This is a genomic window from Halobacillus sp. K22 (assembly GCF_052246795.1).
Taxonomy (GTDB): domain Bacteria; phylum Bacillota; class Bacilli; order Bacillales; family Halobacillaceae; genus Halobacillus.
This window is the reverse complement of the sequence record NZ_JBQQCN010000056.1, coordinates 1-1,457: the sequence shown is the minus strand read 5'-3', so window position 1 is coordinate 1,457 and position 1,457 is coordinate 1. Positions and strand designations below refer to the sequence as shown.

Here is a 1,457-nt window from a genome sequence, read left to right as displayed (position 1 = left end):
GATCTCACCTAGTTCCTTCTCCCATGGGAGTCTCGCCATTTCCCCACCAACCCAGCCACAGGAGAATAACGGGCCCTTCCAGAAGAGAGAATCCTCGCCTTCTTAACTGGCCTTAAATGCTTCTATGACAGGCTATTACAGATCTTTATAGCTTGACAAATCCTCATGCTCCCATGCTCATTTTGTGCATCAAGAAGATATCTTAAGTGGTTTCGGGTTACTGAATTGGCAAGGTCCGGAGGGGGACGATGTAGACTCCTGCGGGATGAACATGATCGGTGAGATCCCGCAGGGCTGTTAAGCCCGAGGAAGCTCAGCACAAGGGATGTTCGACTAAGATCGCCACGTCCTGTGGCAACGTCGAACGACCCTGCGTCGTGCAGGGCCGCGGAAAGTGAGTCGTTCCCTGGAGCCCCTTTCTCCACAAGATATCTCGAAACTGAGTCTTACAGTAACCGCCCCTTTAGTTGAATAAGTCATTTATGAATAATTAACAACGTTGATGACGGAGCTAGTTTGTTAAGCGGGAACTTCTTGCGCCGTGTTCCTACTCTTTGACAGATGATATACTAATGGTATCATTCGACAAGTTTCAAAGGGGGACATGGGAAGGTGAAGTTTTTAAAACGTAAACCGTCTAAAACATTTTATGAAGTTTTCATGGTCCTCCTTGCTGGACTATCGGTGGCAACCATATGGCAGGAGACGGGTTACAATAGCATAATCGTCTGGAGTACGTGGGGGATTTTTTTCGTAGACTTCCTTTACAGGCTCTATAAAAGCGAGAGTAAATGGGGGTTTGTAAAAAAGCATCCATTTATCGTAATTGCAGCTATTCCACTGGATGCCATTTTTCAATTCGCCAGAGTGGCACGCATTCTGCACTTGCTCCGGCTCAAATCTATTACAAAATACTACACGCTGCCCTTTATCCGTTTTTTAAAAAGACAGCATCTGCTTTTGGTCACAGGAATCACCTTTGTACTTATTTTTCTATTAATTATTCCTTTAAATATGATAGAGAATGAACTGGATTCCTATAGTGATGCATGGTTTACAGCACTTCTTTCTCTTACTTTTTTCGGAAGATCCGGTTTTGAACCCGAAACGGCCGGGGGCTATACGATCATTGTCATCTTTACTATTCTCGGGGTAATTATTCACGGACTCGTGATTAGTACAGCTTTCGATTACATCGTGCATTCCTCCCTTTTTAAAGCCATCAAAAATAAATTAGTCAATCACAAATAAACTCCTCCTCTTACTCTAAGGAACGGGGTTTATTTTTTTATTTCTGCAGGATTGAACTACCCCCACTTACTCGCTGACACTCCTTGAAGTTGGGGGATTCCTAAGAGCACGAACCTAACGGTTCGTTCAAATGATTAGGCTAGCCCCGTCGCACCGACGGTTGAAAGGAGTCGTTGAACTTCCTTTAGTATATTGAAACTCGCATT

1 protein-coding gene is annotated in these 1,457 nt (G+C 44.2%); it reads left to right on the top strand.

The features are described 5' to 3' along the window. Positions 1-612 precede the first annotated feature (612 nt). Entirely contained in the window at positions 613-1,251 is a 639-nt protein-coding gene (locus tag ACTWPM_RS20585; RefSeq protein ID WP_443134831.1) for a hypothetical protein, read from the top strand. The last annotated feature ends 206 nt before the right edge of the window (positions 1,252-1,457 follow it).